Here is a 25,817-nt window from a genome sequence, read left to right on the forward strand (position 1 = left end):
GTCGCTTCTGGTCCGGGCCCGCTCGAAGGGTGCAGTGCAGCGGGCAGCCAGACCTTAAACCTTCGCTCAGTATCTCCGACAGTCCGGGGTGCCGCTCCGTCCGTAACGTCACGGTGTCGTGAGGATTGTGCGCGGCGCGCTGCTCGGCGCCGTGGGGCCGGGTCTCCCCGGTCGCCCGGTTCACACCCGGACGGGCGTCACACGCGGGGCAGGGTCTCCACGCCGATGCCGCCCTCGATGGCGAGGATGCGGTGCAGGCGGGTGGCGACGAGCAGCCGCTGCATCTGCGGCGGGACGCCGCGCAGCACCAGCCGCCGGCCGCAGCGGCCGGCCCGCCGGTGGGCGCCCATGATGACGCCGAGTCCGGTGGCGTCCCAGGAGTCCAGTGCGGACAGATCGAGCACGAGGTCACCGACTCCGCCGTCGACGGCCGAGTGCAGAACCGTACGGGCGTCCGCCGCGCTGCGGACGTCGAGGCGGCCCCCGACGACCAGCTCGGCGTGGTCGCCCCTGATGTACATATGCGCTCCCGGTGCGTGCGAATCGTGCTCCGCGTTCTGGTTCTGGGTATGCAACCTCTGACTGTGTGGAGGAGCCGGAGGTTGCTTCTTGTAAGCGAACCGATACCGAATTCACCCCGGGGAGTGATCCCCCGGGGCGTGTGCGGTTTTTCAGTGCTTGTAGAAGCCCTGCCCGCTCTTGCGGCCGATGTCACCGGCGTCAACCATCCGGCGCATCGACTCGGGGGCGGCGAACTTCTCGTCCTGGGACTCGGTGTAGATGTTGTTCGTGGCGTGCAGCAGGATGTCGACGCCCGTCAGGTCCGCCGTGGCCAGCGGGCCCATGGCGTGGCCGAAGCCCAGCTTGCAGGCGAGGTCGATGTCCTCGGCGCTGGCCACGCCGGACTCCTGCAGCTTCGCGGCCTCGACGACCAGGGCGCAGATGAGACGGGTCGTCACGAACCCGGCGACGTCGCGGTTGACGACGATGCAGGTCTTCCCGACGGACTCGGCGAACTCACGGGCGGTGGCGAGGGTTTCGTCGCTGGTCTTGTAGCCGCGCACCAGCTCGCACAGCTGCATCATCGGCACCGGCGAGAAGAAGTGCGTGCCGACGACCCGCTCGGGGCGCTCCGTCGCGGCCGCGATCTTGGTGATCGGGATGGCGGAGGTGTTGGAGGCGAGGATCGCCTCGTCCTTCACGATCTTGTCGAGCGCACGGAAGATCTCGTGCTTGACCTCGAGCTTCTCGAACACGGCCTCGACGACGACGTCCGCGTCGGCCGCGGCGTCCAGGTCGGTGGTGGCGGTGATGCGCGCCAGGGCGGCGTCGGCGTCGTGCGCCTCCAGCTTCCCCTTGGCGACGAACTTGTCGTACGACGCCTTGATGCCGTCGGTGCCGCGCCGCAGCGCCTCGTCGGTGACGTCACGCAGGACCACCTCCCAGCCCGCCTGTGCGGAGACCTGGGCGATGCCGGATCCCATGAGGCCGGCTCCGATGACGGCGAGCTTCCGTGCCACTGTGCGACTCCCCTGACGCGCTGTTCATGTCTGCCTCTCCAGCGGACAGTAGCGGTCGTGAGGTCCTGTGTGACCAGTAAGTAATGCGCGTCACGTCTCACATGACGGACATCACACCGGCAGGGGTCACGCGGCGCCCCGGACGGCGTAGTTGAGCCCCTCCCCGGTGACGGTGGGCACACACGTGTCCCGATCGGCCGGTGCGTAACTAGGCTGGCCGCATGGTCAATCTGACGCGCATCTACACCAGGACCGGCGACCAGGGCACGACCGCCCTCGGTGACATGAGCCGGGTCGCCAAGACCGACCTGCGGATCGCCGCGTACGCCGACGCCAACGAGGCGAACGCGGTGATCGGCACGGCGATCGCGCTGGGCGGTCTGGACGAGGAGGTCGTCACGGTCCTCACCCGCGTGCAGAACGACCTGTTCGACGTGGGGGCGGACCTGTCGACGCCGGTGGTGGAGAACCCGGAGTTCCCTCCCCTGCGGGTCGAGCAGTTCTACGTCGACAAGCTGGAGGCGGACTGCGACCGCTTCAACGAGCGGCTGGAGAAGCTCCGCTCCTTCATCCTCCCCGGCGGCACCCCCGGCGCGGCCCTCCTCCACCAGGCCTGCACGGTGGTGCGCCGGGCGGAGCGCTCCACCTGGGCCGCCCTGGAGGTCCACGCCGACGTGATGAACCCCCTCACCGCCACGTACCTCAACCGCCTCTCCGACCTCCTGTTCATCCTCGCGCGGACGGCGAACAAGGAGATCGGCGACGTCCTGTGGGTCCCGGGCGGGGAGCGGTAGGCACGCGGCAGGGCGGCGCTCAGGCTCCCCTGTGCGCCCTGCGCCACGCCCCCGCGACGGCCTGCGCGGCGCCCACGCACATCATCACCACCCCCACCTTGGTGAGGGTCACCCACGGCACCTCCACGTCACCGGCGAACAGCCACAGCGCCAGGCCCGCCGTGAAGGTGACGGCCCCCTCCAGCAGCCCCCCGCGCCCGCGGCTCATCGGCGCACCCCTTCCTTGTCCTCCTCCGCCGCCACGCCGGCCTCCCCCACGGGTGCCTTCCGCGGCCAGATCCAGTACGACAGCGCGATCACGCCGTGGATGCCCGCGGCGCGCCACGCCACCCAGCGCCAGCTCTCCAGCGAGGTGACGCGGCTCGGGTCGTCGACATACCAGATGGCCAGCTGGAGCAGCCCGGTCGCGACGACGGCGCCCACCAGCGTGCCCAGCCAGACCTTCCCCTCGTGGCGCGCCCGGGCCAGGCCGAACCGCGGCGGGCCGGCGGGCTTCGGGGCGCCGCCCAGCCGGTGGGCCGCGTGGCCGTCCAGCCACGTCACCGTGCGGTGGCCGTGCCCCGCGGTGTAGCCGATGTACAGCGCGGCCAGCCCGTGCGTCCAGTCGGGATCGGCGCCGTTCCTCAGGTCCACCGCGGTGGCGACCAGCAGGACGACCTCCAGCAGCGGTTCGCACAGCAGCAGCGCCAGTCCCGTGCGCGGCATCCGCAGCAGGTAGCGGAAGGCCAGCCCGGCCGCCAGCAGCACCCAGAAGCCGACCTCGCAGGCGGCGATCAAGGCGACGATCACGGTTCGCTCCTCTCGGTCACCCTTCAAGGCTCCCGGGCGGTGCGGCCGGAGTCGTCGTCACCACCGACGAGGTCGCGGTACATCGAAAGATGCAGCCGGGGACCCTCCGCGGGGATCAGGCGCCGCACCACGCGGCCGTGTTGGATGGGGACATGGCCGCACGACCGACCCGCCCCAGCCGCTTCGACGCGGTCGTCGCGCTGGGCAGCCTGCTGGGCGGACTGCTGCTGTGGGGTCTCGGCCTGTCCGTCCGGCCGCACACCGAGCCGTACGTCCTGCTGCCGGGACGCTGGCCCGTCCTGCTGCCGCTGGTCGTCATGGCGGGCTGCGAGCTGCTGCGCCGGACCGCGCCGCGCACGGCCCTGCTGGTCGGCACGCCCGCGATCGTCCTGGACACCGTCACCCAGGGCAACCTGGTGACGATCCTGATGTACACCGACCTGATGTACGCGGCCGTGCTGTACGGGCCGCCCGCCTCGGCGCACCGGATCCCGCGGATCACCGGGCTGCTCACGGTGGCCGGAGCCGTCGTGCCGTTCGCGCTCTGGCGCGAGCCCGAGGCGCTGCTGATCGGCGTGGTGACGGGCCTGGTCGCCTTCGGGCCCGCCTCCACCGGGCTGATCGTGCGCAACCACCGCGAGGCCGCCGACGCGGCCCGGCTGCGCGCCGGGCAGACCGCGCTGCTCGCCGAGATGGACCGCACCCAGGCGGTCACCGCCGAACGCGCCCGGATGGCCCGCGAACTGCACGACATGGTCGCCAACCACCTCTCGGCGATCGCCATCCACTCCACGGCCGCGCTCTCCCTGGACGACCCGAAGACCTCCCGGGACGCCCTCACGGTCATCCGCGAGAACAGCGTCGAGGGGCTGGCCGAGATGCGCCGTCTGATCGGCATCCTGCGGGACGCCGGCGGCGGCACCGAGCCGGCCGCGGCCCCCACGCTCGACGGGCTGGACGCCCTGGTCGAGGCGGCCCGCACCAACGGCCTCGACGTCCACCTGGACGCGGCCCCGGGCGCCGTACCCGCGCCGGTCGAGCTCGCCGCCTACCGCATCGTCCAGGAGTCCCTGACCAACGCCCTCAAGCACGCCGGTCCCGGCCGGGTCGCCGTCCGCCTGACCCGGCGGGACGGGTCGCTGGCCATCACCGTCACCAGCCCCTACGGAGACCGTGAGGTGCCCGGCGCTCCCGGGTCGGGCGCGGGCCTGGTCGGCATGCGCGAACGCGCCGCGCTGCTGGACGGCACGTTCCAGGCCGGACCCGAGACCTCGCCGGAGGGCAAGGTCTGGGTCGTGCGCGCCGCCCTGCCCGTCGTCGAAGGAGAACCCGCATGATCCGCGTCCTGGTCGCCGAGGACCAGTCCGCCGTCCGCGCCGGCCTGGTGCTCATCCTGCGCAGCGCCCCGGACATCGAGGTGGCCGGCGAGGCGGCGGACGGCGAGCAGGCGGTGGAGCTGGCCCGGGAGCTGCGGCCGGACGTGGTGCTGATGGACATTCAGATGCCGCGTCTGGACGGGGTGACGGCGACCCGGCGGATCGTCGCGGACCGGCTCGCGGACGTGCTCGTGCTGACCACCTTCGATCTGGACGAGTACGTCTTCGGGGCGCTGCGGGCGGGCGCCTCCGGCTTCCTGCTGAAGCACACGGAGGCCGGGGACCTGCTGGAGGCGGTGCGGACCGTCGCGCGCGGGGAGGGCCTGATCGCCCCCGCGGTCACCCGGCGGCTCATCGCGGAGTTCGCCGCGAAGCCCGCCCGGGAGCCGGCGGCCGACCCGGCGGTGCTGGAGCGGCTGACCCGGCGCGAACGCGAGGTGCTGTCCTGTCTCGGCGAAGGGCTGTCGAACGCGGGGGTGGCCGAGCGGCTGGACATGGCCGAGGCAACCGTGAAGACGCACGTCAGCCGCCTGCTGGCCAAGCTGGAGCTGCGCAGCCGGGTGCAAGCGGCGGTGCTCGCGCAGGAGTTGGGGCTCTGATCCGGCACGGATCGGCACAGGTCGTGGTGGTCCAGACCTATTGACCGGTGGTCCAGACCTTTCTATTCTCACCGCACCACGAGTGGCGTGAGGCTCAGTCACGCCCCCCACAACTCCATCGAGGAGGCGCAGCATGCGCTTCAGACACAGAGCCGCGGCAGGGTTCGCGACCCTGTTGCTCCCCTTCGCCGGCCTCGTCGGCCTGGCGAGCCCGGCCCAGGCAGCCACGTCCGCGACCGCCACCTACGCCAAGACCCAGGACTGGGGCTCCGGCTTCGAGGGCAAGTGGACGGTGAAGAACACCGGCACCACCTCCATCAGCTCCTGGACCGTCGAGTGGGACTTCCCCTCCGGCACGTCCGTCACCTCCTCCTGGGACGCCGACGTCACCTCCTCCGGCACCCACTGGACCGCGAAGAACAAGGCCTGGAACGGCAGCCTCGCCCCCGGCGCCTCCGTCTCCTTCGGCTTCAACGGCTCCGGCTCCGGCTCCCCCGCCAACTGCAAGCTCAACGGCGGCAGCTGCGACGGCGGCACCGGCGAGCCCGGCGACAGCGCGCCGAGCGCCCCCGGCACCCCCACGGCCTCCGGCATCACCGACACCTCGGCGAAGCTGACCTGGTCCGCCGCCACCGACGACAAGGGCGTCAAGAACTACGACGTCCTGCGCGACGGCGCCAAGGTCGCCACCGTCACGACGACCTCGTACACGGACACCGGCCTGACCAAGGGCACGGACTACTCCTACTCGGTCCAGGCCCGTGACACCGCCGACCAGACCGGCCCGGTCAGCGGCGCCGTACGGGTCCGCACCACCGGCGGCACCACCGAGCCGCCCCCCGGCGACAAGGTCAAGCTCGGCTACTTCACCGAGTGGGGCGTCTACGGCCGCAACTACCACGTCAAGAACCTCGTGACGTCGGGCACCGCGTCGAAGATCACCCACATCAACTACGCGTTCGGCAACGTCAAGAACGGTCAGTGCACCGTCGACGACACCTACGCCGCCTACGACAAGGCCTACACCGCCGACCAGTCCGTCAGCGGCACCGCCGACACCTGGGACCAGCCGCTGCGCGGCAACTTCAACCAGCTGCGCCAGCTGAAGGCCAAGTACCCGCACATCAAGGTGCTGTACTCCTTCGGCGGCTGGACCTACTCCGGCGGCTTCGGCCAGGCGGCGCAGAACGCGGCCGCGTTCGCCAAGTCCTGCAAGGCCGTCGTGGAGGACCCGCGCTGGGCCGACGTCTTCGACGGCATCGACATCGACTGGGAGTACCCGAACGCCTGCGGCCTGACCTGTGACACGTCCGGTCCGGCGGCGTTCAAGACCCTCTCCCAGGCCCTGCGCACCGAGTTCGGCTCCAACTACCTGATCACCGCGGCCATCACCGCCGACGGCTCGTCCGGCGGCAAGATCGACGCGGCCGACTACGGCGGCGCCGCCCAGTACCTCGACTGGTACAACGTGATGACGTACGACTACTTCGGCGCCTGGGACAAGGCCGGCCCGACGGCCCCGCACTCCCCGCTGACCTCGTACAGCGGCATCCCGAAGGACGGCTTCAACTCCGCGGCGGCCATCGCCAAGCTCAAGGCCAAGGGCGTCCCGGCGAGCAAGCTCCTGCTCGGCATCGGCTTCTACGGCCGCGGCTGGACCGGTGTCACCCAGGCCGCCCCCGGCGGCACCGCCACCGGCCCCGCACCCGGCACCTACGAGGCGGGTATCGAGGACTACAAGATCCTCAAGAACTCCTGCCCCGCCACCGGCACCGTCGCCGGCACCGCGTACGCCCACTGCGGCAGCAACTGGTGGTCGTACGACACCCCGTCGACCATCGCCTCCAAGATGAGCTGGGCCAAGAGCCAGGGCCTGGGCGGCGCGTTCTTCTGGGAGTTCAGCGGCGACACCGCCAACGGAGAGCTGGCGGCGGCCATCGACAGCGGCCTGAAGTAGGCCGGATCAGAGAGACGTTCGAAGGGTCATAGACCCTGGACGACACTGACGCTCCCCCGGAATCCTTCCGGGGGAGCGTCACCCGTTCGGGGGGGGGGACCGCGGCTACGCCACGTTCACCCGCTGTCCGGGGGGCGCGGCCTCGAGCCACGCGAGGAAACCGGTCAGCGCATCCTCGCTCATCGCGAGTTCCAGGCGCGTACCCCGGTGCAGACAGGCCAGGATCACGTGGTCGGAGAGCAGCGCCAGTTCCTCCTCGCCCTCCGGGACCCGGCGGCCGGCCACCTCGATCGCCGACCGCTCCAGGACGCGGCGCGGGCGCGGCGCATACGAGAAGACCCGGTACCACTCGACGCGGTCGCCGTTGTACCGGGCCACTCCGTACGCCCACCCCTTGCCGTTGCTCTCGCCCTCGGCGGGGGTGTCCCAGCGCAGGCTGGCGTCGAAGGTGCCGCCCGAGCGCTGGATCAGCCGGCGGCGCAGACCGAAGACGAACAGGCCCACCACCACGAGGGCCACCACGATTCCGCACACAGTCAGAGCGAGGACCATCGGCACCGACCTCCTCGTCTCCTAGGTAACGGAACGTAAAAACACCCACATCCGCCTCAGCCGCGGCCGGGTCCGGATCTCTCCGGTACCCAGCCGCGGCTGAGTGACGTCAGTACACGGCGAGCGGGGTCAGCGCGCCGCCGTCGCAGCCCGCAGCCGGACGTCCGCGCGGCGCCGGGCCTCCGCGTCGTCCTCCGCCTTCGCGCGCTCCAGCTCCTGCTCGGCACGCTGGACGTCGATCTCGTCCGACAGCTCGGCGACTTCGGCCAGCAGGGAGAGCTTGTCGTCCGCGAACGAGATGAATCCGCCGTGCACCGCGGCGACGACCGTCCCGCCCTCGCTCGTGCGGATGGTCACCGGGCCCGACTCCAGCACACCGAGCAGCGGCTGGTGACCGGGCATGACGCCGATGTCGCCGGACGTGGTGCGCGCGACGACCAGGGTGGCCTGGCCGGACCAGACCTCACGGTCGGCCGCGACCAGCGCGACGTGCAGCTCAGCAGCCAAGGTGGCTCCTCGGGTCACCACCCGGCGGGAGTGCCGGGTGTTGGTTACAAGTCTAGTAGGCGTGACGGAGGGGGCGGGACGAACCCCGCCCCCTCCGGTGTGAGCACGCGGCTCACGTCGAGCACGAGGCTCAGGAGACGCCGAGCTCCTTCGCGTTCTTCTTCAGGTCCTCGAGACCACCGCACATGAAGAACGCCTGCTCCGGGAAGTGGTCGTACTCGCCGTCGCAGATCGCGTTGAAGGCGGCGATCGACTCGTCCAGCGGCACGTCCGAACCGTCCACGCCGGTGAACTGCTTGGCGGCGTGGGTGTTCTGGGACAGGAAGCGCTCCACGCGACGGGCACGGTGGACGACGAGCTTGTCCTCCTCGCCGAGCTCGTCGATACCGAGGATCGCGATGATGTCCTGCAGGTCCTTGTACTTCTGCAGGATGTTCTTTACGCGCATCGCGGCGTTGTAGTGGTCCGCCGAGATGTACCGCGGGTCGAGGATGCGGGACGTCGAGTCCAGCGGGTCCACGGCCGGGTAGATGCCCTTCTCGGAGATCGGACGGGACAGAACCGTCGTCGCGTCGAGGTGGGCGAAGGTGGTGGCCGGGGCCGGGTCGGTCAGGTCGTCCGCGGGGACGTAGATCGCCTGCATCGAGGTGATCGAGTGACCACGGGTCGAGGTGATGCGCTCCTGGAGGGTGCCCATCTCGTCGGCCAGGTTCGGCTGGTAGCCCACCGCGGAGGGCATACGGCCGAGCAGGGTCGACACCTCGGAACCGGCCTGGGTGAAGCGGAAGATGTTGTCGATGAAGAACAGCACGTCCTGCTTCTGGACGTCACGGAAGTACTCCGCCATCGTCAGGCCGGCCAGGGCCACGCGCAGACGGGTGCCCGGGGGCTCGTCCATCTGGCCGAAGACCAGGGCGGTCTTGTCCAGAACGCCGGACTCTTCCATCTCCGCGATGAGGTCGTTGCCCTCACGGGTGCGCTCGCCGACGCCCGCGAAGACGGAGACGCCCTCGTGGAGGTTGGCGACACGCATGATCATTTCCTGGATCAGCACGGTCTTGCCGACACCGGCACCACCGAACAGACCGATCTTGCCGCCCTTGACGTACGGGGTCAGCAGGTCGACGACCTTCAGGCCCGTCTCGAACATCTCGGTCTTCGACTCGAGCTGGTCGAACGCGGGGGCCTTGCGGTGGATGGACCAGCGCTCGCCCGTGTGGACCTCGTCGGTGTTCAGTACCTCGCCGAGGGTGTTGAACACCTTGCCCTTGGTGAAGTCGCCGACGGGGACGGTGATGCCCTCGCCGGTGTCGGTCACCGGGGCCTGGCGGACCAGGCCGTCGGTCGGCTGCATCGAGATCGCGCGGACCAGGCCGTCGCCCAGGTGCTGCGCGACCTCCAGGGTCAGCGTCTTCTTCGCGCCCTCGAGCGCCGGGTCGGCGACCTCGACGTGCAGGGCGTTGTAGATCTCCGGCATCGCGTCGACGGGGAACTCCACGTCGACGACCGGGCCGATGACCCGCGCGACGCGGCCAGTGGCCACGCCAGCAGGAGCGGTCGGCTCAACAGTGGTGGTCATTTGTCAGTCACTCCCCGCGGTCGCGTCGGCCAGGGCACTGGCGCCACCGACGATCTCGCTGATTTCCTGGGTGATTTCGGCCTGGCGGGCCTGGTTGGCAAGCCGGGTGAGCGTCTCGATGAGCTCTCCGGCGTTGTCGGTGGCCGACTTCATCGCGCGCCGCGTGGCGGCGTGCTTGGAGGCGGCCGACTGGAGCAGCGCGTTGTAGATACGGCTCTCCACGTAGCGCGGCAGCAGGGCGTCCAGGACGTCCTCCGCCGAGGGCTCGAAGTCGAACAGCGGGAGGATCTCGCCCTTGGGCTTGGCCTCCGCCGCCACCTCGTCGAGGCTGAGCGGCAGGAGCCGCGCCTCGATCGCCGTCTGCGTCATCATCGACACGAACTCGGTGTAGACGATGTGGAGCTCGTCCACCCCGCCCTCGGCCGTCTCCGTCTCGATGGCCTCGATCAGCGGGGCCGCGACCTTCTTGGCGTCCGTGTACGAGGGGTCGTCGGTGAAGCCCGTGAACGACTCCGCGATCTTGCGCTCGCGGAAGTTGTAGTGGGCGACACCACGGCGGCCGACGATGAAGTTGACGACCTCCTTGCCCTCGGCCTCCAGCTTCGCCGTGAGCCTCTCCGCCGCCTTGATGGCGTTGGCGTTGAAGGCGCCGGCCAGACCGCGGTCGCTCGTGAGGAGCAGGACCGCGGCACGGGTCGGGTTCTCGGCCTCCGTCGTCAGCGGGTGCTTGGTGTTAGAGCCGGTGGCGACCGCCGTGACCGCGCGGGTGAGCTCGGTCGCGTACGGGGTGGAGGCCGCCACCTTGCGCTGCGCCTTGACGACGCGCGAGGCGGCGATCATCTCCATCGCCTTGGTGATCTTCTTGGTCGCGGAGACGGATCGGATGCGACGCTTGTAGACCCGGAGCTGGGCTCCCATGAGTCAGGTCCCTTCCGTCGTCACTTGCCGGCAGCCGGGGCGTCCTCGCCGAGCAGCTTGCCGTCGGAGGTCTCGAACTGCTTCTTGAACTCCGCGATGGCGTCCGCCACGGCCTGCAGGGTGTCGTCGGACATCTTGCCGCCCTCGCGGATGGAGGTCATCAGACCCTGCTCCTTGCGGTGCAGGTAGTCCAGGAGCTCCGACTCGAAGCGGCGGATGTCGGCGACGGGGACGTCGTCCATCTTGCCGGTGGTGCCGGCCCAGACGGAGACGACCTGGTCCTCGGTGGCCATCGGCTGGTACTGCGGCTGCTTCAGCAGCTCGACCATGCGCTGACCGCGCTCCAGCTGCGCCTTCGACGCGGCGTCCAGGTCGGAACCGAAGGCGGCGAACGCCTCCAGCTCACGGAACTGGGCGAGGTCCACGCGCAGACGGCCGGAGACCTGCTTCATCGCCTTGTGCTGCGCGGAACCACCGACTCGGGAGACGGAGATACCGACGTTCAGCGCGGGGCGCTGACCGGCGTTGAACAGGTCCGACTCCAGGAAGCACTGGCCGTCGGTGATGGAGATGACGTTGGTCGGGATGAACGCCGAGACGTCGTTGGCCTTGGTCTCGACGATCGGCAGACCGGTCATCGAACCCGCGCCCATCTCGTCGGAGAGCTTGGCGCAGCGCTCCAGCAGGCGGGAGTGCAGGTAGAAGACGTCACCCGGGTAGGCCTCACGGCCCGGCGGGCGGCGCAGCAGCAGCGACACGGCGCGGTAGGCGTCGGCCTGCTTCGACAGGTCGTCGAAGATGATCAGGACGTGCTTGCCCTGGTACATCCAGTGCTGACCGATGGCCGAACCGGTGTACGGCGCCAGGTACTTGAAGCCGGCCGGGTCGGACGCCGGGGCGGCGACGATGGTCGTGTACTCCAGCGCGCCGGCCTCCTCCAGAGCGCCGCGCACGCCGGCGATGGTGGAGCCCTTCTGGCCGATGGCGACGTAGATGCAGCGGACCTGCTTGTTCGGGTCGCCGGTACGCCAGTTGTCACGCTGGTTGATGATGGTGTCGACAGCCAGGGCGGTCTTGCCGGTCTGGCGGTCACCGATGATCAGCTGACGCTGACCGCGGCCGACGGGGGTCATCGCGTCGACGGCCTTGTAGCCCGTCTCCATCGGCTCGTGCACCGACTTGCGCTGCATGACCGTGGGGGCCTGCAGCTCGAGGGCGCGGCGGCCTTCGGACTCGATCTCGCCGAGGCCGTCGATCGGGTTGCCGAGGGGGTCGACCACGCGGCCGAGGTAGCCCTCGCCCACTGCGACGGAGAGAACCTCACCGGTGCGGGAGACCGGCTGACCCTCCTCGATGCCGCTGAACTCACCGAGGACGATGGCACCGATCTCGCGCTCCTCGAGGTTGAGGGCGAGGCCGAGGGTGCCGTCCTCGAACTTCAGCAGCTCGTTGGCCATGGTCGAGGGCAGGCCCTCCACCTTCGCGATGCCGTCGCCGGCAAAGGTGACCGTACCGACCTCCTCGCGCGAGGCCGCGTCCGGCTTGTACGCCTGGACGAAGTTCTCCAGCGCGTCCCGGATCTCCTCCGGCCGGATCGTGAGCTCCGCCATCTGGGTTCCCTGCTCTCCTTGTTGGGCCCGAAGTTTCTTAGGGGGTCTGGGGGTGACCCCCAGGATTCTTCTGCACGGCCCAACCAGGGCCGTCGTAAGTACGTTGTGCCTATTGAGTTGCTGCTCAGCCGGCGAGCCGGCGGCTGGCGTCCTCGATGCGGTCCGCGAGGGAGCCGTTGATCACCTCGTCGCCGACCTGCACCCTGATCCCACCGAGGACCTCGGGGTCCACGTCCAGGTTGAGGTGCATCTGGCGGCCGTAGAGCTTCGCGAGGGCGGCGCCCAGGCGCTGCTTCTGCAGGTCGCTCAGCGGAACCGCCGAGGTCACGATGGCGACCATGCGGTCCCGGCGTTCGGCGGCGAGCTTGGACAGGGACTCGAGTCCCGACTCCAGGCTACGTCCACGCGGCGCGGTCACAAGGCGCGTCACCAGACGCTCGGTGGCCGACTGCGCCCGGCCGCCGAGGAGGCCGCGCAGCAGCCCGCTCTTGGCCGAGGTGGTGGCCTTGCGGTCGGTCAGCGCGGCACGCAGCTCGGTGCTGCCGGAGACGATCCGGCCGAACCGGAACAGCTCGTCCTCGACGTCGTCGAGCTTGCCGGCCTGCTGGGCGGCGGTGAGGTCGGCCGTGTCGGCCAGCTCCTCCAGCGCGTCCACCAGGTCGCGCGAACGCGACCAGCGGGAGCGCACCATGCCCGCGACCAGGTCGGCGGCGGGGCCGCTGACCTGCGTGCCGAGCAGGCGCTGGGCCAGCTCGGCCTTGGCCTGACCGGCCTGCGCCGGGTCGGTCAGGACCCGACGCAGCGACACCTCGCGGTCGAGCAGCGCGGTGACGGCGGCCAGCTCGTCGGCGAGCCGCGCCGCGTCGGCGGACGTGGAGTCCGTCAGCGCGTCGAGACGCTCTCGTGCGGCTGCCAGGGCCTCGCGGCTCGCTCCGTTCATCGCCCGGCCTCGGCCTTCTCCTCGAGGTCGTCGAGGAACCGGTCGATCACGCGGCTCTGCCGGGCGTGGTCCTCGAGGGACTCGCCGACGAGCTTGCCGGCCAGGTCGGTGGCGAGCTTGCCGACGTCCTGGCGCAGCGCGGACGCGGCGGCCTTGCGGTCGGCCTCGATCTGGGCGTGACCGGCGGCGACGATCTCCTCGCGCTGCCGCTGGCCTTCCGCGCGCATCTCGGCGATGAGCGTGGCGCCCTGCTCCTGCGCCTCCTGGCGCAGACGCGCGGCCTCGTGCCGGGCCTCGGCGAGCTGTGCCTTGTACTGCTCAAGGACGCTCTGGGCCTCGACCTTCATGGTCTCGGCCTCTTCGATACCGCCTTCGATCGCCGCGCGGCGCTCCTCCAGAACCTTGTTGATGTTCGGAAGCAGCTTCTTCCAGAAGAAGAAGAACACGATGGCGAAGGCGATGGTGCCGACGAGCAGCTCGGGGCCCGGAGGAATGAGCGGGTTCTGCTCTTCCTCGGCCGCCAGCTGCACCAGGTTGGCGATCACATCAGTGCCTTTCGTCGAAAGGTTCGGCTCGTCAGCGTTCGTCAGTTGTAGACGAACGGCATGACAATGCCGATGAGGGCGAGCGCCTCACAGAAGGCGAAGCCAAGGATCTGGTTGGCACGGATCAGGCCAGCGGCCTCGGGCTGGCGGGCGAGCGCCTGCGTGCCGTTGCCGAAGATGATGCCGACACCGACGCCGGGGCCGATGGCGGCAAGGCCGTAGCCGATGGAACCGATGTTGCCTTCGACGGCGGCGAGGGTCTCAAGGGCAGCCATGCTGATTCTTCCTTCTCTTTCATGGACCGGCGGGGGTTGGCCACCGGACGTTCATGGGTCTGGGAGGGCGGGTCGCTCAGTGGTGCTCGGCGAGAGCGCCCTGGATGTAGGAGCAGGCGAGGAGCACGAAGACGTACGCCTGGACGGCCTGCACGAAGAGCTCGAAAAGGATCATGACCATGGTCATGACGAAGGAGACGCCGGCCGCCGGGATCATCCAGCTGTTGAGCAGGTACCAGGAGGCGACGGTGAACATGACGAGCATCAGGTGCCCGGCGAACATGTTCGCGAACAGCCGGACCGCGTGCGTGAAGGGGCGGACGATCAGGTTCGAGAAGAACTCGATGACCATCACGAGCGGCAGTACCGGGCCGAGCGTCTTGTCGTAGCCGGTGACGTTCTTGAAGAAGCCGACGAAGCCGTGCCGCTTGAAGGTCACCGAGACCCACGTCACGTAGACCACGGCGGCCAGGACGGCCGGGTACGCGATGATCGACGACACCGGGAACTGCGCCAGCGGGATCACGGACCAGATGTTCATGATCCAGATGAAGAAGAACAGCGAGACCATCAGGGGGACGTACTTCTCGCCCTCCTTCTTGCCGAGGGTCTCGTAGACGATGCCGCGGCGGACGAAGTCGTAGCCGGCCTCACCGACCATCTGCAGCTTGCCCGGCACCACCTTCGCTTTGCCGAAGGCGAGCGTGAAGAAGGTGACGACCAGAAGCGTGGTGATGAGGGCAAGCAGCATCACCTTGTTGAACTCGAACCCCCCGACCGTTGCAATCGGCTTGAAGAGGAACGAGTGCAGGCCCGGAGCCGGAAAACCACACCCGTTGTCGGACATGATCCGACAGCTCCAGTCAAAGGCGAGCTGGGTCTGGTCAGCACTCACCACGGGCTCCTTCGGCGTGACGCATGGGTACGGCAACCTCGTTGTGTCGGCGCGGCGCGCGGCCGCGGTTCGGCACGGGACTGGTGTTACGGATGTGGGGGCGGCAGTGGGGCATCTCGCCTCGCGATGGAGCAGGCGTCAGCTCGGATGCCCGCGCCCGCGATGCCGCAGTTGGCACCGGACGATAGCAGGAGATCTCATGCCTCTTTATCCCGGCCCTATCCCTCACGCGGAGTGCTCCGACTTTTCGGGCTTCTCGCCCGTCGTCGAATCGGGCTCCACGTAAAGGATCTTGGCCTTCATGTGAGCACGCGTCTGAGCGGCGATCCATGCGAGGGTGCCGACAACCAGCGTGAGGGCGAAGGCCTTCGGATTGAACAGCGTCGTGTTCTTGAAGGCGGCCATGAAGACGAACAGCAGCAGGATCTGCGCCGCGTAGAGCATCAGGCCCATCGCCTGGAAAAGATGCGGAAGCGATTTGGCGGTGCGCTGCAGGACGTAGAGACCGATCCCCATGAAGAGGATCACCACGAAGGTGGCGACGACCGCCCCGATCGCCCCCTTGCCGCCGGCGACCACACCACTGATGACGGCGGCGACAGCACCGACGGCAGCCGTGGGTACGGCGGCCTGGGCCAGGATCCGGGCGTCATTGGACGGCATGGCGGCAACTCCGCTTTCGCAGGGGGCAGGGGTGTCGTCATGGACGAGCGTAGTCCCGGGCTGAGTGGAGACCTCACGCCGGTGGACCGTCGCACTGCGGTCCTTCGGCTCTATCCGGGGGGTTCTCGTGAACCGTATCACAAACTATTTGATGCAGTCTTTACCTGGGAGTGTGCGTACAGTCACACATGAGAGTGAACACGCGCGTCTGAGCGGGAACAGCATCCACTTGTCTGGTATTGGGACGCTTTGCACCCCCATCGCCACCCCACGACTTGGCAATGCTCTCGTCAGATTCTTACCTTGTCCCAGCCCTGCCCCGGTCGGCCATGCGCGAACGTGCGCCGATGGCCGTGGCCCCGTTGGCGCCCGACACCCCCGAGGCCACCGGGGTGCGGTGGTCCGGGTCGGCGGGGGCCGGTTCGTCCGTGGGCGGCTCCGGGGACGAGGCACCCGGCGCGACCTCCGACACCGCCCCACGACGCCGGTAGCGCGGCGGCACGAACCGCTCCATCCAGCGCGGCGCACGCGGCGTGAAGCGCGGCAGCAGCAGCAGGATCAGTCCGATCGCGCTGAGGAAGACCACGCCCAGCACGATCCACATGGACGCCGAGTTGACCGAGTAGGCCAGCGCGCCGAAGGCGATCAGCGCCGACCAGAAGTACATGATCAGCACCGCGCGGCTGTGCGAGTGCCCGATCTCCAGCAGCCGGTGGTGCAGATGGCCCCGGTCGGCGGCGAACGGCGACTGCCCGCGCCAGGTGCGGCGCACGATCGCCAGGATCAGGTCGGCGGCCGGCACCGCGATGATCGTCAGGGGCAGCAGCAGCGGGATGTAGACGGGGACCGTCTGGTGCACGGCCTCCTTCTCGGATCCCGCGTACAGGTTCAGCGCGTCCGGGTCGACCTGCCCCGTGATGGAGATCGCGCCGGCGGCCAGGACCAGCCCGATCAGCATGGAGCCCGAGTCGCCCATGAAGATCCGCGCCGGGTGCATGTTGTGCGGCAGGAAGCCCAGGCACATGCCCATCAGGATCGCCGAGAACAGCGTGGCCGGGGCGGCGGCCTCGATGCCGTAGGAGAACCAGATGCGGTAGGCGTACAGGAAGAACGCCGTGGCCGCGATGCAGACCATGCCGGCCGCGAGACCGTCGAGGCCGTCCACGAAGTTGACCGCGTTGATCGTGATGACGACCAGCGCGACGGTGAGCAGCGTGCCCTGCCACTGCGTGAGCGCGACCGAGCCGACGCCCGGGACGGGCAGCCACAGGATCGTCAGACCCTGCACGACCATCACGCCCGCGGCGATCATCTGACCGCCCAGCTTGATGAGGGCGTCGATCTCGAACTTGTCGTCCAGGACGCCGATCAGCCAGATCAGCGCCGCTCCGGACAGCAGGGCTCTCGGTTCGTTCGACGTCTCGAAGACCTGGTTGAGGTTGGTGAGGTGGTCGGCGACCAGCAGGCCCGCGCACAGGCCGAAGAACATCGCGATCCCGCCGAGCCGCGGAGTGGGTTCCCGGTGCACGTCGCGGGCCCGGATCTCCGGCATCGCACCCGCCACGATCGCGAACTTCCGCACCGGCCCTGTGAGCAGATACGTCACCGCGGCCGTGATGCAGAGCGTCAGCAGGTATTCACGCACGGGCTTCCCCACAGGTCTCGCTGGCCATCTCAGCCTCACACCCTAGCGATGCGCGCATATGAGTGGGGACTTCCGGGTAGCGACGATGGTTGCACGATCAGCCGCGCACCCGGGCGCGCCCGCCCCGCTCAGCGGGGGTACGGCGGGAATCCACCGGTCAGCTCCCGCACTTCTTCACGAGCCGTCGAGGGATCCGTCACGTTCCGGAGCACCCGCGCGAGCAGCTGCGCGATCCGCGTCATCTCCGCCTCCCCCATGCCCTGGGTGGTGACGGCGGCGGTGCCCAGACGCAGTCCCCGGGCGTCGCCGTGCGGCAGCGCGCAGCAGTCCAGGACCAGCCCGGCCGCGGCCAGCCGGCCCCGGGCGGTGCGGCCGTCGACGCCGAGCGGGGCCGGGTCGGCGGTGATGAGGTGGGTGTCCGTGCCGCCGGTGGTGACCACCAGGCCCTCGGCGGCCAGCCGCGCCGCGAGAACGCGCGCGTTCGCCACCACCTGATGGGCGTACGCGGAGAACGCCGGTGTTGCCGCCTCCCCGAAGGCGACGGCCTTGGCGGCGACGGTGTGCATCTGGGCGCCGCCCTGGGTGAAGGGGAACACGGCCCGGTCGACCCGCTCGGCCAGCTCGGCCCGGCACAGGATCAGCCCGCCGCGCGGGCCGCGCAACACCTTGTGCGTGGTGCCGCACACGACGTCCGCGTACGGCACCGGGTTCGGCGCCGCTCCCCCGGCCACCAGCCCCAGCGGGTGCGCGGCGTCCGCGATGAGGTAGGCGCCCACCTCGTCGGCGACCTCGCGGAAGAAGGCGTGGTCCAGGTGGCGGGGGTAGGCGATGGAGCCGCACACGATCGCCTTGGGCCGGCGCGCGCGGGCCAGGGCGCGCACCTGCTCGTGGTCGACGAGCCCCGAGTCGGCCTCCAGCCCGTAGCCGACGAAGTCGAACCAGCGGCCGGAGAAGTTGGCGGGCGACCCGTGCGTGAGGTGGCCGCCGTGCGGCAGGCCCAGCGCCAGGACGGTGTCCCCGGGGCGCAGCAGGGCCGCGTAGGCGGCCAGGACGGCCGAAGAGCCCGAATGGGGCTGGACGTTGGCGTGATCGGCGCCGAACAGGGCCCTGGCCCGGTCGACGGCGAGGCGTTCGGCGGCATCGACGATCTCGCAGCCGCCGTGGTGGCGCGCGCCCGGGTAGCCCTCGGCGTACTTGTTGGCCAGGGGTGAGCCGAGCGCGGCCAGCACGGCGGGTGAGCTGAAGTTCTCCGCGGCGATCAGCTGGAGCGTGGTCGCCTGCCGCTCCCGTTCGGCGAGCAGGAGGTCGGCGAGCTCCGGGTCCTGGCGGTGCAGGACGTCGGCCTCGATGGCAGGGGTGACCGTCATGGTGGGCTCCGGGCGGCGTCGCTTTTCTGGGCGGTTCGCCTCCGGGGCGCCTGAGTCGGTCCCGAGAGGCCGATGGTGCTCAGCCCTCGGGCCTCCGCGCGTTCGGCCTCTCGGGACCGACGCGCCCCGTCGGCTCACGCGCCGGGGTGACGTACGTCCAATGTAGGCCCGGGGCCCCCGGGGCGCTCGGCCGCTACGTCCGTGCGGGAACGCCGGTGAGGGCCGTGACGACCGGGTCGAGCGCCTGGTGTATCTCGTCGCCGATGGAGCGGAAGAACGTCAGCGGCGCCCCGTACGGGTCGTAGACCTCGTCCGCCTCGGCGTCCGGGGCCAGGAGCCAGCCGCGCAGCGCGGCCGCGGCGCGCACCAGGGCACGCGCGCGGGTGACCACGCCCTCCTCCAGCGGGGGCAGGGTCACCGGGTCGATGGCCTTCACCAGGCGGGTGAACTCCTTGAGCGTGAAGGTGCGCAGGCCCGCCGAGTGGCCCATGGAGATGACCTGGGCGCGGTGGTCGCGGGTGGCGGTCAGCACCAGGTCCGCGCGGATCACGTGCTCGTCGAGGAGCTCGCGCCCGGTGAAGCCGGAGGCGTCCGCGCCGAAGTCGGCGAGGACGGTCTCCGCGTGGGCCTCCATGGGCGCGCCCTCGTGACCCCAGGTGCCCGCGCTCTCCACGATGAGGCCGCCGCCGAGCACGCCCAGCCGCTCCTTGACGAAGTGGCGGGTCAGCCGCTCGGTGATGGGTGAGCGGCACACGTTGCCGGTGCTGACGTGGAGGATGCGGAAGCTGTCGCGCGGAAGTCCCACGAAGGTCGTCGTGATCTCCGCCGCGCCTTCCCCGTTGCCTATGCCGCGCCCCGTTCCGGGGGACGTCAATTCGCCACCTCGAGGTCGGGTACGACCTTGCGCAGCTCGTCCGCCGAGAGGGCGCCGGCCCGCAGCAGCAGCGGGACCTCGCGGGTGACGTCGACGATGGACGACGGCACGTTGCCCGGGGTGGGGCCGCCGTCGAGGTAGACGGAGACGGAGTCGCCGAGCATCTGCTGCGCGGCGTCGCAGTCCTCCGGCGCCGGGTGGCCCGTGAGGTTCGCCGACGACACGGCCATGGGGCCGACCTCGGTGAGCAGCTCGATGGCGACCGGGTGCAGCGGCATGCGCACGGCGACCGTGCCCCGGGTGTCCCCGAGGTCCCACTGGAGGGACGGCTGGTGCCGGGCGACGAGCGTCAGGGCGCCCGGCCAGAAGGCGTCGACCAGCTCCCAGGCCAGCTCGGAGAAGTCCGTGACGAGGCCGTGCAGCGTGTTCGGGGAGCCGATGAGGACGGGCGTGGGCATGTTGCGGCCCCGGCCCTTGGCGTCCAGCAGGTCGGCGACCGCCTCCGCGGAGAACGCGTCCGCGCCGATGCCGTACACGGTGTCCGTCGGCAGCACCACGAGCTCGCCTCGGCGGACGGCGGACGCTGCCTCGCGCAGACCGGTCACACGGTCGGTCGCGTCGTTGGTGTCGTATCGCCGTGCCATCTTCAGCTGGCCTCCTCGTACACGTACTGCTGGGTCGAAGTTCGCGGGGAACGCGCCGGGCTCACGGCAGTGCCTTGCGGGCCGTGGCGAAGCGCGGACGGTTGTTCAGGTCCGGGTGGTCGGCGGCGTCGGTCCAGCCGCGGTCCTCGGCGAAGATCCACGGCACCTGGCCGCCCTGGGTGTCGGCGTGCTCCACGACGACGACGCCGCCGGGGCGCAGCAGCCGGTGCGCGGTGCGCTCCAGGCCCCGGATCAGGTCCAGGCCGTCCTCGCCGGAGAACAGGGACATGTCGGGGTCGTAGTCGCGCGCCTCGGGGGCGACGTACTCCCACTCGGTGAGCGGGATGTACGGCGGGTTGGAGACGACCAGGTCGACCTGGCCGTCGAGGTCCGGGAAGGCCGTCAGGGCGTTGCCCTGGCGCAGGTCGACCCTGGACCCCTCGACGTTCTTGCGCGTCCACTGCAGGGCGTCCTCGGACAGCTCGACGGCGTGCACGCGCGAGCGCGGGACCTCCTGGGCGAGGGCGAGCGCGATCGCGCCGGAGCCGGTGCACAGGTCGACGATGCACGGCTCGACGACGTCCATGGCGCGCACGGCGTCTATGGCCCAGCCGACCACCGACTCCGTCTCGGGCCGCGGCACGAACACCCCGGGCCCGACCTGGAGTTCCAGGTAGCGGAAGTAGGCGCGCCCGGTGATGTGCTGGAGGGGCTCGCGGGCCTCGCGGCGGGCGATGACCTCCCAGTACCGGGCGTCGAAGTCGGAGTCCTTGACGGAGTGCAGCTCGCCGCGCTTGACGCCGTGCACGAACGCGGCGAGCTCCTCCGCGTCGGTGCGCGGCGAGGGCACGCCGGCGTCGGCGAGCCGCTGGGTGGCCTGGGCCACCTCCGCGAGCAGCAGGTTCACGCAAGTCCTCCGTAGTGCTCGTACGTGCTCGGGCGCGCGCGCACGTCGTCTTACGCGGCCGCCAGCTTCGCCGCCGAGTCGGCGTCGACACAGGCCTGGATCACCGCGTCGAGGTCGCCGTCCAGGACCTGGTCCAGGTTGTACGCCTTGAAGCCGACGCGGTGGTCCGAGATGCGGTTCTCCGGGTAGTTGTACGTCCGGATCTTCTCGGAGCGGTCCACGGTGCGGACCTGGCTGCGGCGGGCGTCGGCGGCGTTCTTCTCCGCCTCCTCCTGCGCGGCGGCGAGGAGCCTGGAGCGCAGGATACGCAGGGCCTGCTCCTTGTTCTGCAGCTGGCTCTTCTCGTTCTGGCAGGAGGCGACGACTCCGGTGGGCAGGTGCGTGATGCGCACGGCGGAGTCGGTGGTGTTGACGGACTGCCCGCCGGGGCCGGAGGAGCGGTACACGTCGATGCGCAGGTCGTTGGGGTTGATCTCGACGTCGATCTCCTCGGCCTCGGGCGTCACGAGGACGCCGGCCGCGGAGGTGTGGATCCGGCCCTGGGACTCGGTGGCGGGCACGCGCTGCACGCGGTGCACACCGCCCTCGTACTTCAGCCGCGCCCACACGCCCTGCCCGGGCTCGGTGGCGCCCTGGCCGCCCTTGGTCTTCACGGCGACCTGGACGTCCTTGTAGCCGCCGAGCTCGGACTCGGTGGCGTCGATGATCTCGGTCTTCCAGCCGACGCGCTCGGCGTAGCGCAGGTACATCCGCAGCAGGTCGCCGGCGAACAGGGCCGACTCGTCGCCGCCCGCGCCCGCCTTGATCTCCAGGATGACGTCCTTGTCGTCGCTGGGGTCGCGCGGGACGAGCAGCAGGCGCAGCTTCTCCGTGAGCTCCTCGCGCTGCCGCTCCAGGTCCTTCACCTCGGCCGCGAAGTCGGGGTCGTCGGCGGCCAGTTCACGCGCGGTCTCGATGTCGTCGCCCGTCTGCGTCCAGGAGCGGTAGGTGGCGACGATGGGGGTGAGCTCGGCGTAACGCTTGTTCAGCTTGCGCGCGTTGGCCTGGTCGGAGTGGACCGACGGGTCGGCGAGCTTCTTCTCCAGGTCGGCGTGCTCGGCGACGAGTTCCTCGACGGCCTCGAACATCTTGGGCTCCTGTGCGGGACGGGGGTGAAGGGCGGGCGACCAAAAACGCCGGTCCCGGAGCGCCCGGTGAGGGGGCGCGTCCGCGGACCGGCGAATCGGGGCTCGCTACTTCTTGGAGCCGGCGGCCTTGCCGAAGCGGGCCTCGAAGCGGGCCACGCGGCCACCGGTGTCGAGGATCTTCTGCTTGCCCGTGTAGAACGGGTGGCACTCGGAGCAGACATCGGCGCGGATGGTGCCGGACTCGATGGTGCTGCGGGTGGTGAACGACGCGCCGCAGGTGCAGCTGACCTGCGTCTCGACGTACGCGGGGTGGATGTCGCGCTTCAAGGTGTCTCCTAGGTTCCGGGAGGGCGCCGGGTCGCCGCCGCGGGCTGCGGGGGCGTGAACCGGGGCCGACGTACCAGTCTGCCAGGACTGGGGCCATCCCCCAAAACCGGGGGTTGCCGTTGTTTGTTCCCTGCGGGCCGCATGCGGCTGCTCGCGCGGGGCCCCGCGCCCCTTACGGGGCGCTCACGACGCCCTTGGCCTCTCCTGAGGCGTTGCCCGTGGTCGCGCTCCTCGGGATCGGCTCGTCGTGCGCGAGGGCCTTCCAGATCTCGTCGGCCTTCTTCTCCCGCAGCAGCACGCGGTTGGGGTCGGCCGGGTCGTAGGCGACCGGCATGGTGACCATGTGCAGGTGGGAGGGGCTGATGCCCTTGAGGCCGTTCGCGAAGGACGCGAGCCGGTTGACCGAGCCGAGGTCGGAGTCGGTCGTCACCGTCTTGGTCGCGGTCTCGGCGAGGTCGAGCAGCTTCTTGGGGTGGGAGAGGACGCCGACGTCCTTGAGCTGGTGGACCAGGGCCTTGATGAACGCCTGCTGGAGCTGGATGCGGCCGAGGTCGGAGCCGTCGCCGACGCCGTGGCGGGTGCGGACCAGGCCGAGGGCCTGCTCCCCGTCGAGTCTGTGCGTGCCGGCCTTGAGCTTCAGGTGGCTGTCGGGGTCGTCGATGGCCTCGGTGGTGGTGATCTCGACCCCGCCGAGGTCGTCGACGAGCTTCTGGAAGCCGGCGAAGTCGACCTCCAGGTAGTGGTCCATGCGCAGGTCCGTGATCGACTCGACGGTCTTCACGGCGCAGGCGGCCCCGCCGGTGGAGTAGGCGGAGTTGAACATCACGCCGCGCGCGGCGGGGTGCTCGCCGCCCTCGGTGTCGGTGCAGGCCGGACGGTCGATGAGGGTGTCGCGCGGGACGGAGACGACGCTGGCCTTCCGGTGGCCCTTGTACACGTGCACGATCATCGCCGTGTCGGAGCGGGCGCTGCCGTCGTCGGTGCCGCCGCCGATCTTCCTGTTGCCGCCGGCGCGGGTGTCGGAGCCGAGGACGAGGATGTTCTCGGAGCCGTTGTCGGCCTTCTCGGGCCGGTCGGTGCCGAGGGCCTGGTCGATGTCGACGCTCTTGAGGTTGCCGTTGAGCTTGAAGTACAGGTACCCCGCTCCCGTGCCGCCCAGGACGACGATGCCCGCCGCCGTCCAGGCCGCGATCACCAGCCCCTTGTGTCGCGTGCGGGGCTTGCGGCGCCGCCCCTTGGCACGGCTGCGCGTTCCCTCGGTGCCGGTCTCACCCGGTATGTCCGGGCCCGGTGTGCTCTCGGCAGACATGTGCTCCTCAGCTCGTCTACGGTCCATTACCCCCTGCGGTCAGCGCCAGGCGTGGAGACGAACCTCCTCCTCGCACCATCGTCGCTCCGCCCGGGAGGACGGAGAAACTCGGGAAAGGGTTGCACGACGCACTGTGCCCACCGCGTGCGGCGGTGGGCACAGTGCGTGGTCGTACGTCGCGGGCCGTACCCGCTCACCTGGGCTTTCAGCCGAAGATGTCGTACTGCTCGAAATCGGTGCCGACGGACTTCCTTGTGGCAAAGATCTCGCTGGTCGCCTTGCCGGTGCCGGCGTACAGGTAGAGCGTGCCGCCGGGGGTGCGGGCCAGGAAGTCGGCCTTGCCGTCGCCGGTCACGTCACCGGGTGCGTCGAAGGCGTTGTAGCCGTCCCACGTGCGCACCTTGACCCGGGCCGAGAAGGCGCCCGAGCCGGACTTGCCGGTGCCCTTGTACAGGTACAGGGCGCTGCCGGACTTGGCGCGGGCGATCAGGTCGGTCTTGCCGTCGCCGGTGAAGTCGCCCTTGCCGCGCACGGAGTTGTACTGGTTCCAGCCGGAGCCGACCTGCACGCGGGTGACGAAGGTGCCGTTGCCCTTGCCCGGGTAGATCCACAGCACGCCGGCGGAGTCCACCGAGAGCAGGTCGGGCAGGTAGTCGCCGGTGACGTCACCGGGGGTGACGATCCGGGTGCGGGTCTTCCAGTTGTCGAAGATCTGCTTGGTGGTCCAGGTGCCGCTGGAGACGACGAAGTGCGTCCAGAAGACGTCGCCGTCGCTGCTGCGCCGGTAGACCAGGTCCTGGTACCCGTCGCGGTCGAGGTCGGTCTGCAGGACGACGTTGACGCCGTTCCAGTCGCCCCAGGACTCGCGGGCGGCGAACGACGTGCCCTTGGAGTCCTTGGAGTAGCCGGTCCTGGTGGAGGCGTTGCGCACCCACAGGTCGGCCTTGTGGTCACCGCTGATGTTGGTGTCGTCCAGGCGCGGGTAGGCGGCGCCGACGTAGGAGCTGACCTTGCTGAAGACGCTGTAGGCGCCCCGGGCGACGCAGTCGGTCACGCCCCAGGACACGACACCGACGATCCGGTTGTTCACGACCAGGGGGCCGCCGGAGTCGCCGTTGCAGGCGGTGGTGGTCCCGCTGTCGCTGCCGGTGGCGGGCTTGCCCGCGCAGACCATGTGCCCCTTGACGAAGTCACTGCCGTACGCGCCGGAGCAGGTCGTGTCGGACTGGATGGGCAGCGTGGCGGTCTTCAGGGTGTCGGAGATGTCGTCGCTGGTGGAGCTGGTGCGGCCCCAGCCGTACACCTTGGCGCTGGTGCCGGCCTTGTACGACGTGGTGTCGCCGGACGTCGTCATGCGGATCGGGGTGGCCTTGACCGCGACGGGCAGGGTCAGCACCGCGATGTCGTTGTCGATGGTCGTGGCGCTGTAGGAGGGGTGGTTCCACTGGCGCCAGACACCGGTGACGGTGCCGCCGTGCATGTCGTCGCCGTCGGGCAGCTGGGAGGTGCCGGTGATGACGGCGCCGTTGTTCTTCCAGTCGTAGCCCTTGACGCAGTGCGCGGCGGTGAGGATCTTCGTCGGCGCGACGACGGCGCCGCCGCAGAAGAAGCCGAGGTCGTCGCCGGTGCTGGAGGTGCCCCGGTCGTCGTAGTAGTGGAGCTGCGCCATCCACGGGGCCGTGCTGATGGTGGTCTCGTTGCCACCGATGATCTTCGGGTCGATGCGGCCCTCGACGGTGCCCGCGCTGAGCGAGGTCTTGCCCGTCCGGCCGGCGACGTCGTCACCGGCCATGGCGCCGGCGACCCGCTTCTGCAGCTCGGCCGGCGACGGTGAGCTGACGGCCGGCTCGACCGTCGGCCGCGGCAGCGAGGTGGCGGCGCCCGCGGACGTCGTCAGCAGCGTGCCGGCCACGGCGGCCGCGATGCCGGCGGCGGCGACGGGCAGCGCGAAACGTATCCGGCGTCTGTGCCGACCGCCCCCGGACATGGGTGTACCCACGTATGTCCCCCCTCGGGATCACAAGTTCGAAGGAAGCGTGATCCTAACGTGTACACGACCATCACGAAGGGCCGCCCCCCGTGCGGGGAGCGGCCCTTG

Annotated in this window: 27 protein-coding genes; 4 read left to right on the forward strand and 23 right to left on the reverse strand. The window is 70.2% G+C overall.

Annotated elements, in window-relative coordinates:
• Positions 1 to 197 precede the first annotated feature (197 nt).
• A complete protein-coding gene (locus ACH4C6_RS01565) occupies positions 198 to 521 on the reverse strand; it encodes an STAS domain-containing protein (RefSeq protein WP_369193682.1) in 324 nt (107 codons plus the stop codon).
• A gap of 150 nt (positions 522 to 671) precedes the next feature.
• Complete coding sequence (locus tag ACH4C6_RS01570) at positions 672 to 1,520, reverse strand: 3-hydroxyacyl-CoA dehydrogenase family protein (protein WP_369193683.1); 849 nt, start codon at positions 1,518 to 1,520, stop codon at positions 672 to 674.
• Between the two features lie 221 nt (positions 1,521 to 1,741).
• On the opposite strand from ACH4C6_RS01570, the gene ACH4C6_RS01575 reads away from it, so the two are divergent.
• A complete protein-coding gene (locus ACH4C6_RS01575) occupies positions 1,742 to 2,314 on the forward strand; it encodes a cob(I)yrinic acid a,c-diamide adenosyltransferase (RefSeq protein WP_398106526.1) in 573 nt (190 codons plus the stop codon).
• Between the two features lie 19 nt (positions 2,315 to 2,333).
• Here ACH4C6_RS01575 and ACH4C6_RS01580 read toward each other — a convergent pair whose 3' ends face one another.
• Both ACH4C6_RS01580 and ACH4C6_RS01585 read right to left on the reverse strand, forming a co-directional pair.
• Positions 2,334 to 2,522: a DUF5708 family protein gene (locus ACH4C6_RS01580; protein WP_398106527.1), complete on the reverse strand. Its 189-nt coding sequence runs from the start codon at positions 2,520 to 2,522 to the stop codon at positions 2,334 to 2,336.
• Positions 2,519 to 3,103, reverse strand: coding sequence for a hypothetical protein (locus ACH4C6_RS01585; RefSeq protein WP_398106528.1), 585 nt, complete (start codon positions 3,101 to 3,103; stop codon positions 2,519 to 2,521). The genes ACH4C6_RS01580 and ACH4C6_RS01585 overlap by 4 nt, the downstream gene beginning before the upstream one ends.
• 152 nt (positions 3,104 to 3,255) lie before the next feature.
• On the opposite strand from ACH4C6_RS01585, the gene ACH4C6_RS01590 reads away from it, so the two are divergent.
• From ACH4C6_RS01590 to ACH4C6_RS01600, 3 genes are all read left to right on the forward strand, one after another.
• Complete coding sequence (locus tag ACH4C6_RS01590) at positions 3,256 to 4,440, forward strand: sensor histidine kinase (RefSeq protein ID WP_398106529.1); 1,185 nt, start codon at positions 3,256 to 3,258, stop codon at positions 4,438 to 4,440.
• A complete protein-coding gene (locus ACH4C6_RS01595; protein WP_398106530.1) occupies positions 4,437 to 5,078 on the forward strand; it encodes a response regulator in 642 nt (213 codons plus the stop codon). The genes ACH4C6_RS01590 and ACH4C6_RS01595 overlap by 4 nt, the downstream gene beginning before the upstream one ends.
• A gap of 133 nt (positions 5,079 to 5,211) precedes the next feature.
• On the forward strand, positions 5,212 to 7,035 hold the full coding sequence (locus ACH4C6_RS01600; protein WP_398106531.1) for a glycosyl hydrolase family 18 protein: 1,824 nt from the start codon (positions 5,212 to 5,214) through the stop codon (positions 7,033 to 7,035).
• 105 nt (positions 7,036 to 7,140) lie between these two features.
• Here ACH4C6_RS01600 and ACH4C6_RS01605 read toward each other — a convergent pair whose 3' ends face one another.
• The 19 genes from ACH4C6_RS01605 to ACH4C6_RS01695 all read right to left on the reverse strand — a co-directional run bounded on the left by ACH4C6_RS01605 (position 7,141) and on the right by ACH4C6_RS01695 (position 25,706).
• Positions 7,141 to 7,587, reverse strand: a complete 447-nt coding sequence (locus ACH4C6_RS01605; RefSeq protein ID WP_398106532.1) for a DUF2550 domain-containing protein — start codon at positions 7,585 to 7,587, stop codon at positions 7,141 to 7,143.
• 129 nt (positions 7,588 to 7,716) lie between these two features.
• Entirely contained in the window at positions 7,717 to 8,094 is a 378-nt protein-coding gene (locus ACH4C6_RS01610) for a F0F1 ATP synthase subunit epsilon (protein WP_102908178.1), read from the reverse strand.
• Between the two features lie 130 nt (positions 8,095 to 8,224).
• Positions 8,225 to 9,673, reverse strand: coding sequence for a F0F1 ATP synthase subunit beta (atpD, locus tag ACH4C6_RS01615; RefSeq protein WP_398106533.1), 1,449 nt, complete (start codon positions 9,671 to 9,673; stop codon positions 8,225 to 8,227).
• Positions 9,674 to 9,676: 3 nt separating this feature from the next.
• Positions 9,677 to 10,591 carry a F0F1 ATP synthase subunit gamma gene (locus ACH4C6_RS01620; RefSeq protein WP_398106534.1) on the reverse strand — a complete coding sequence of 305 codons (915 nt, stop codon included), beginning with the start codon at positions 10,589 to 10,591 and terminating at the stop codon, positions 9,677 to 9,679.
• 20 nt (positions 10,592 to 10,611) lie between these two features.
• Complete coding sequence (atpA, locus tag ACH4C6_RS01625) at positions 10,612 to 12,201, reverse strand: F0F1 ATP synthase subunit alpha (RefSeq protein WP_398106535.1); 1,590 nt, start codon at positions 12,199 to 12,201, stop codon at positions 10,612 to 10,614.
• A 124-nt stretch (positions 12,202 to 12,325) separates the two neighbouring features.
• A complete protein-coding gene (locus ACH4C6_RS01630; RefSeq protein WP_398106536.1) occupies positions 12,326 to 13,141 on the reverse strand; it encodes a F0F1 ATP synthase subunit delta in 816 nt (271 codons plus the stop codon).
• Positions 13,138 to 13,686, reverse strand: coding sequence for a F0F1 ATP synthase subunit B (locus tag ACH4C6_RS01635; protein WP_398106537.1), 549 nt, complete (start codon positions 13,684 to 13,686; stop codon positions 13,138 to 13,140). The genes ACH4C6_RS01630 and ACH4C6_RS01635 overlap by 4 nt, the downstream gene beginning before the upstream one ends.
• Positions 13,687 to 13,727: 41 nt before the next feature.
• Positions 13,728 to 13,961 carry an ATP synthase F0 subunit C gene (gene atpE / locus ACH4C6_RS01640; protein ID WP_143636214.1) on the reverse strand — a complete coding sequence of 78 codons (234 nt, stop codon included), beginning with the start codon at positions 13,959 to 13,961 and terminating at the stop codon, positions 13,728 to 13,730.
• A gap of 76 nt (positions 13,962 to 14,037) precedes the next feature.
• Positions 14,038 to 14,808, reverse strand: coding sequence for a F0F1 ATP synthase subunit A (atpB, locus tag ACH4C6_RS01645; protein WP_398107102.1), 771 nt, complete (start codon positions 14,806 to 14,808; stop codon positions 14,038 to 14,040).
• A 273-nt stretch (positions 14,809 to 15,081) separates the two neighbouring features.
• Entirely contained in the window at positions 15,082 to 15,519 is a 438-nt protein-coding gene (locus ACH4C6_RS01650) for a hypothetical protein (protein ID WP_398106538.1), read from the reverse strand.
• A 298-nt stretch (positions 15,520 to 15,817) separates the two neighbouring features.
• Positions 15,818 to 17,164: an MraY family glycosyltransferase gene (locus tag ACH4C6_RS01655; protein WP_398106539.1), complete on the reverse strand. Its 1,347-nt coding sequence runs from the start codon at positions 17,162 to 17,164 to the stop codon at positions 15,818 to 15,820.
• 128 nt (positions 17,165 to 17,292) lie between these two features.
• Positions 17,293 to 18,531, reverse strand: a complete 1,239-nt coding sequence (gene glyA / locus ACH4C6_RS01660) for a serine hydroxymethyltransferase (protein WP_398106540.1) — start codon at positions 18,529 to 18,531, stop codon at positions 17,293 to 17,295.
• A gap of 193 nt (positions 18,532 to 18,724) precedes the next feature.
• The gene (locus ACH4C6_RS01665) at positions 18,725 to 19,405 is read right to left on the reverse strand and encodes a protein-tyrosine-phosphatase (RefSeq protein WP_398106541.1); all 681 of its coding nucleotides are present in this window, start codon (positions 19,403 to 19,405) and stop codon (positions 18,725 to 18,727) included.
• On the reverse strand, positions 19,402 to 20,049 hold the full coding sequence (locus ACH4C6_RS01670; protein WP_369193700.1) for an L-threonylcarbamoyladenylate synthase: 648 nt from the start codon (positions 20,047 to 20,049) through the stop codon (positions 19,402 to 19,404). The genes ACH4C6_RS01665 and ACH4C6_RS01670 overlap by 4 nt, the downstream gene beginning before the upstream one ends.
• Positions 20,050 to 20,110: 61 nt before the next feature.
• On the reverse strand, positions 20,111 to 20,956 hold the full coding sequence (gene prmC / locus ACH4C6_RS01675; RefSeq protein WP_398106542.1) for a peptide chain release factor N(5)-glutamine methyltransferase: 846 nt from the start codon (positions 20,954 to 20,956) through the stop codon (positions 20,111 to 20,113).
• Between the two features lie 50 nt (positions 20,957 to 21,006).
• A complete protein-coding gene (gene prfA, locus ACH4C6_RS01680) occupies positions 21,007 to 22,083 on the reverse strand; it encodes a peptide chain release factor 1 (protein ID WP_398106543.1) in 1,077 nt (358 codons plus the stop codon).
• A 105-nt stretch (positions 22,084 to 22,188) separates the two neighbouring features.
• Positions 22,189 to 22,410, reverse strand: coding sequence for a 50S ribosomal protein L31 (gene rpmE / locus ACH4C6_RS01685; RefSeq protein WP_333933958.1), 222 nt, complete (start codon positions 22,408 to 22,410; stop codon positions 22,189 to 22,191).
• A 172-nt stretch (positions 22,411 to 22,582) separates the two neighbouring features.
• Positions 22,583 to 23,719, reverse strand: a complete 1,137-nt coding sequence (locus ACH4C6_RS01690) for an LCP family protein (protein WP_398106544.1) — start codon at positions 23,717 to 23,719, stop codon at positions 22,583 to 22,585.
• Between the two features lie 205 nt (positions 23,720 to 23,924).
• Positions 23,925 to 25,706 (reverse strand): trypsin-like serine protease, encoded by a 1,782-nt coding sequence (locus tag ACH4C6_RS01695; RefSeq protein WP_398107103.1) that lies wholly within the window; start codon positions 25,704 to 25,706, stop codon positions 23,925 to 23,927.
• Between the last annotated feature and the right edge of the window lie 111 nt (positions 25,707 to 25,817).

The organism is Streptomyces sp. NPDC017943, from assembly GCF_044328425.1.
GTDB classification, from domain to species: Bacteria; Actinomycetota; Actinomycetes; order Streptomycetales; family Streptomycetaceae; genus Streptomyces; species Streptomyces djakartensis_A.

What these genes read in the sequence shown, in the direction of transcription:
- ACH4C6_RS01565 (WP_369193682.1), bottom strand. Translation starts at nt 521, where the DNA reads ATGTACATCAGGGGCGACCACGCCGAGCTGGTCGTCGGGGGCCGCCTC.
- ACH4C6_RS01575 (WP_398106526.1), top strand. Translation starts at nt 1,742, where the DNA reads ATGGTCAATCTGACGCGCATCTACACCAGGACCGGCGACCAGGGCACG.
- ACH4C6_RS01580 (WP_398106527.1), bottom strand. Translation starts at nt 2,522, where the DNA reads ATGAGCCGCGGGCGCGGGGGGCTGCTGGAGGGGGCCGTCACCTTCACG.
- ACH4C6_RS01590 (WP_398106529.1), top strand. Translation starts at nt 3,256, where the DNA reads ATGGCCGCACGACCGACCCGCCCCAGCCGCTTCGACGCGGTCGTCGCG.
- ACH4C6_RS01595 (WP_398106530.1), top strand. Translation starts at nt 4,437, where the DNA reads ATGATCCGCGTCCTGGTCGCCGAGGACCAGTCCGCCGTCCGCGCCGGC.
- ACH4C6_RS01600 (WP_398106531.1), top strand. Translation starts at nt 5,212, where the DNA reads ATGCGCTTCAGACACAGAGCCGCGGCAGGGTTCGCGACCCTGTTGCTC.
- ACH4C6_RS01605 (WP_398106532.1), bottom strand. Translation starts at nt 7,587, where the DNA reads ATGGTCCTCGCTCTGACTGTGTGCGGAATCGTGGTGGCCCTCGTGGTG.
- atpD (WP_398106533.1), bottom strand. Translation starts at nt 9,673, where the DNA reads ATGACCACCACTGTTGAGCCGACCGCTCCTGCTGGCGTGGCCACTGGC.
- ACH4C6_RS01620 (WP_398106534.1), bottom strand. Translation starts at nt 10,591, where the DNA reads ATGGGAGCCCAGCTCCGGGTCTACAAGCGTCGCATCCGATCCGTCTCC.
- atpA (WP_398106535.1), bottom strand. Translation starts at nt 12,201, where the DNA reads ATGGCGGAGCTCACGATCCGGCCGGAGGAGATCCGGGACGCGCTGGAG.
- ACH4C6_RS01630 (WP_398106536.1), bottom strand. Translation starts at nt 13,141, where the DNA reads ATGAACGGAGCGAGCCGCGAGGCCCTGGCAGCCGCACGAGAGCGTCTC.
- atpE (WP_143636214.1), bottom strand. Translation starts at nt 13,961, where the DNA reads ATGGCTGCCCTTGAGACCCTCGCCGCCGTCGAAGGCAACATCGGTTCC.
- atpB (WP_398107102.1), bottom strand. Translation starts at nt 14,808, where the DNA reads ATGTCCGACAACGGGTGTGGTTTTCCGGCTCCGGGCCTGCACTCGTTC.
- ACH4C6_RS01650 (WP_398106538.1), bottom strand. Translation starts at nt 15,519, where the DNA reads ATGCCGTCCAATGACGCCCGGATCCTGGCCCAGGCCGCCGTACCCACG.
- glyA (WP_398106540.1), bottom strand. Translation starts at nt 18,531, where the DNA reads ATGACGGTCACCCCTGCCATCGAGGCCGACGTCCTGCACCGCCAGGAC.
- ACH4C6_RS01670 (WP_369193700.1), bottom strand. Translation starts at nt 20,049, where the DNA reads ATGGCACGGCGATACGACACCAACGACGCGACCGACCGTGTGACCGGT.
- prfA (WP_398106543.1), bottom strand. Translation starts at nt 22,083, where the DNA reads ATGTTCGAGGCCGTCGAGGAACTCGTCGCCGAGCACGCCGACCTGGAG.
- ACH4C6_RS01690 (WP_398106544.1), bottom strand. Translation starts at nt 23,719, where the DNA reads ATGTCTGCCGAGAGCACACCGGGCCCGGACATACCGGGTGAGACCGGC.
- ACH4C6_RS01695 (WP_398107103.1), bottom strand. Translation starts at nt 25,706, where the DNA reads ATGTCCGGGGGCGGTCGGCACAGACGCCGGATACGTTTCGCGCTGCCC.